Source organism: Vibrio sp. SG41-7 (assembly GCF_014164465.1).
In the GTDB taxonomy this organism is placed as follows: domain Bacteria; phylum Pseudomonadota; class Gammaproteobacteria; order Enterobacterales; family Vibrionaceae; genus Vibrio; species Vibrio splendidus.
Genome location: NZ_JACJFF010000016.1, coordinates 73,733 through 76,614, shown reverse-complemented (window position 1 = coordinate 76,614; position 2,882 = coordinate 73,733). Strand labels below are relative to the sequence as shown.

Below are 2,882 nucleotides of genomic sequence, written 5' to 3'. Positions count from 1 at the left end.
ACTAATCCTTGATCACCTTTATTGTCCCAACTATCGGGTATCTCTTTAAATATTCTGTCTTTCGGCATCATATTCAAGAATAAATCCGGTGTCTTGTCACTGGTATAATAAGCAAAAGATTGCCAGGCAAACTGCATAAAACTGCAATTAGTATCGGATTTACTCGTTTCTGTAGGCTCTTGAGGTAAGGAAGGGTAATCAATCCAAGAGGAGTCCCCAGTACAGCCGGATGCTTCTAACTCTAACGATTTTTTATTACTAATCTTATTTTCGTAAGAGTCATTCGATTGTAAAGCTTCCCCTCTAATTTCTGTGGAATAACAATGTATTGGAGAGAGGAAAAACGAAGAAACTATGATTTTCTTTAAATAATTCATGGTAATTATTCTCATTCGCATTTGATTGAGTGGCCAAACTACAATAGTTACAAATAAAACGAATCTAAATTAGTTAATAATTTAGTTTGACTCTGGAGCTGCGTGTCTTCTTTGGAATTTTTTTGTCCCAATCCTGTCTACGTTCATGGGTGAGGCAAGCTGATTGTAAAAACCGCACTCTATACAATATGCAACGTTCTTAAACGTTTGACACCGAGCTACCCTCTCGTTAATCGGCAATGGCAAAATCCAGTGTAGGGATTATTAACCGCAATATACACTCAAGTCTCATAGATGCTCTAGACGACTTGTACTCATTAAATGACCTACATAAAGCGAGTGGTGGGCATCAAAATAATAATAAGCCTGTTCATTTTCTTAAGAACAAGCAAACTCAATACATAATTGACCAAATTACTAATTCGTATCATTGCTTGAATTAGCACAAAAAGGCATCTCTGATCCGAAGATACGTAAAGCTGAATTAATGGTTAGAGCAGGGAGATTTGAAGATCTTGCTCAAGAACTTAAACATGTAGCAACTTTTCTCACTCTTACTTAAATAAGGTCTGCATACGTTCAAAACTGAATCGTTTAGGGGCCCGTTTTTACGGTTTCCGTGTAGCAGAGCCACAACATGACGGCAGGCATACCACATTGGCATTTATTATTGTTTGTGGAGCCGGAATCTTATCGCCAAATGATAGAGGTTATGCAGGAATATGCGTTACGAGAAGATAGTAAAGAAAAAGGCGCGACTGAGCACCTATTTACTGAAATCAAGGGAGACCCATCAAAAGGCTCTGCTACGGGCTATATCGCTAAGTACATTTCAAAGAACATTGATGGAACTGATCTTGATAAAGGTGTTTATGAAAAGATCCTCAAGATGCGGCTGCCAGAGTTGATGCGTAGCGGCCTGTTGGGGCATACGTTAATTTCAACAACTGGGAGGGTGTTCGTTGAGACGTCTAAAAGAAAGACAAGGTTTACCGTTACTTGCTCAAGGGATTTTAGAAGCGAAGGACAAAGGGGAATGAAAGCGGTTTAATGAGATGATGGGTGGTGTTTTAGTCTACGTAAGAATCAGGCCTGTAAGCCTTACTAAGTTCTTTCTTTTGATTTGAGGACTGGAGCTATCAAAAGCAGTTTATATGACGAAAATGAAATGGTGAGAGTGTTGAAAGGAGTAATGATTGCAGGGCGTGAAATCCTCACGCGAATATTTCAGTGGCGATTGGAATCAACTCCCCGTTATGCTTTTAACTTGGAGTTCTGTAAATAAGTGTACGTTAGGAAGTCAAAGTTAAAATACCAAGGGTGGCGAGTAAACAATACATCTTCGATTGTTTTAATAGCCTCACTGGTTTTCGGCTGTAGATAGAACTTCTCGCCTGGGTGTTTGTAGCATCCAATAGCTATTTCTTTTAGTATTTCATCAAAAATACCGTAGAACAGAACTGATTTTTTCACCATTTTTAACCTTCCAAACACTAAGGCGAATATAACCCAACGCCACACGAGGCGCTCTTTAAGTAGTTTCTCTCTCATCCTGAATACTTATTGGATATTCACCTGCCTTGGCCTAAATTTATTAGGGGTGTTAGATAAATACATTAATTATCAGAGAGATTTATGTATTTTAAACAGAAATAACTTCTATCTTATTGTTTATTAAAATATCTACCTTATTTTCTCTCCAGAGGTCATTTTCGTTTTTAAAAGTCTCCGAAAACACAAGCCACGTAAGCTGGCCGCTGTAATTGGCGGGTTTGCAAATCAAGACCGTTGGAGAGGTCTATGATGGTAGCTTGATGGAAAGGCTTATACCGACTTGCGTAGTAGAGGCTATCGGTCGGCCAACCGTATACGGACATATTTCCCTTCTCAGCATATAGGCGTCTAATTTCACTTGCATTCGGCAGTCGCCAGTTATTTTGACCATTTATCACAATATTTGAACAGATGGACTCTGCCTTATATTGAGTAAATTGTCCTATAGAACGCCCATCCTCTGAATATTCTGCGTCATATGTAACACCTAATGACGAATAGACCTCGGTAGGGAGCGCTGGGAGCCATGTTTGTCCTCTCACACTAACGGTGGCATAGTTCACCGTCACGGTGTACGTCGCCGTTTGCCCCGCAAAGTTCGCCGACGCCGCTTCAGTCGCCGTAATCACCGCAGAGCCGACACCCACAAGGGTCACTTCACCATTGGCCTCCACCGTGGCGACATTCTCATTGCCTGAGCGGTACGTCACCGCACCGCCATTACCACCGGTTGCCTCTTGAGTGAAGTTCGCCTCACCAAAGGTTGCCGTCACATCACTACCAATGTTCAATGGGGAGAAGCCTGCATCGCCTGAGGTTGCCTGTGTCACCGTCACGGTGTACGTCGCCGTTTGCCCCGCAAAGTTCGCCGACGCCGCTTCAGTCGCCGTAATCACCGCAGAGCCGACACCCACAAGGGTCACTTCACCATTGGCCTCCACCGTGGCGACA

At 42.2% G+C, this 2,882-nt stretch carries 5 protein-coding genes and 1 pseudogene; 3 read left to right on the top strand and 3 right to left on the bottom strand.

All coding sequences use genetic code 11. The features are described 5' to 3' along the window. Positions 1-377 (bottom strand): annotated as a pseudogene (locus tag H5300_RS06785) (hypothetical protein); the annotation flags it as partial. 239 nt (positions 378-616) lie between these two features. Here H5300_RS06785 and H5300_RS06780 point away from each other — a divergent pair. From H5300_RS06780 to H5300_RS27875, 3 genes are all read left to right on the top strand, one after another. Next, positions 617-820 (top strand): KilA-N domain-containing protein, encoded by a 204-nt coding sequence (locus tag H5300_RS06780; protein WP_108167755.1) that lies wholly within the window; start codon positions 617-619, stop codon positions 818-820. Beyond that, on the top strand, positions 808-939 hold the full coding sequence (locus tag H5300_RS28465; protein WP_371958153.1) for a replication endonuclease: 132 nt from the start codon (positions 808-810) through the stop codon (positions 937-939). The genes H5300_RS06780 and H5300_RS28465 overlap by 13 nt, the downstream gene beginning before the upstream one ends. 75 nt (positions 940-1,014) lie before the next feature. Further along, entirely contained in the window at positions 1,015-1,428 is a 414-nt protein-coding gene (locus H5300_RS27875) for a replication endonuclease (RefSeq protein ID WP_259397608.1), read from the top strand. Between the two features lie 203 nt (positions 1,429-1,631). On the opposite strand, the gene H5300_RS06770 is transcribed toward H5300_RS27875, so the two are convergent. After that, complete coding sequence (locus H5300_RS06770; RefSeq protein WP_170960856.1) at positions 1,632-1,853, bottom strand: hypothetical protein; 222 nt, start codon at positions 1,851-1,853, stop codon at positions 1,632-1,634. 242 nt (positions 1,854-2,095) lie between these two features. After that, the coding region (locus H5300_RS06765; RefSeq protein WP_220503451.1) for a hypothetical protein at positions 2,096-2,882 on the bottom strand (787 nt) is incomplete at its 5' end.

What these genes read in the sequence shown, in the direction of transcription:
- H5300_RS06780 (WP_108167755.1), top strand. Translation starts at nt 617, where the DNA reads ATGGCAAAATCCAGTGTAGGGATTATTAACCGCAATATACACTCAAGT.
- H5300_RS27875 (WP_259397608.1), top strand. Translation starts at nt 1,015, where the DNA reads ATGACGGCAGGCATACCACATTGGCATTTATTATTGTTTGTGGAGCCG.
- H5300_RS06770 (WP_170960856.1), bottom strand. Translation starts at nt 1,853, where the DNA reads ATGGTGAAAAAATCAGTTCTGTTCTACGGTATTTTTGATGAAATACTA.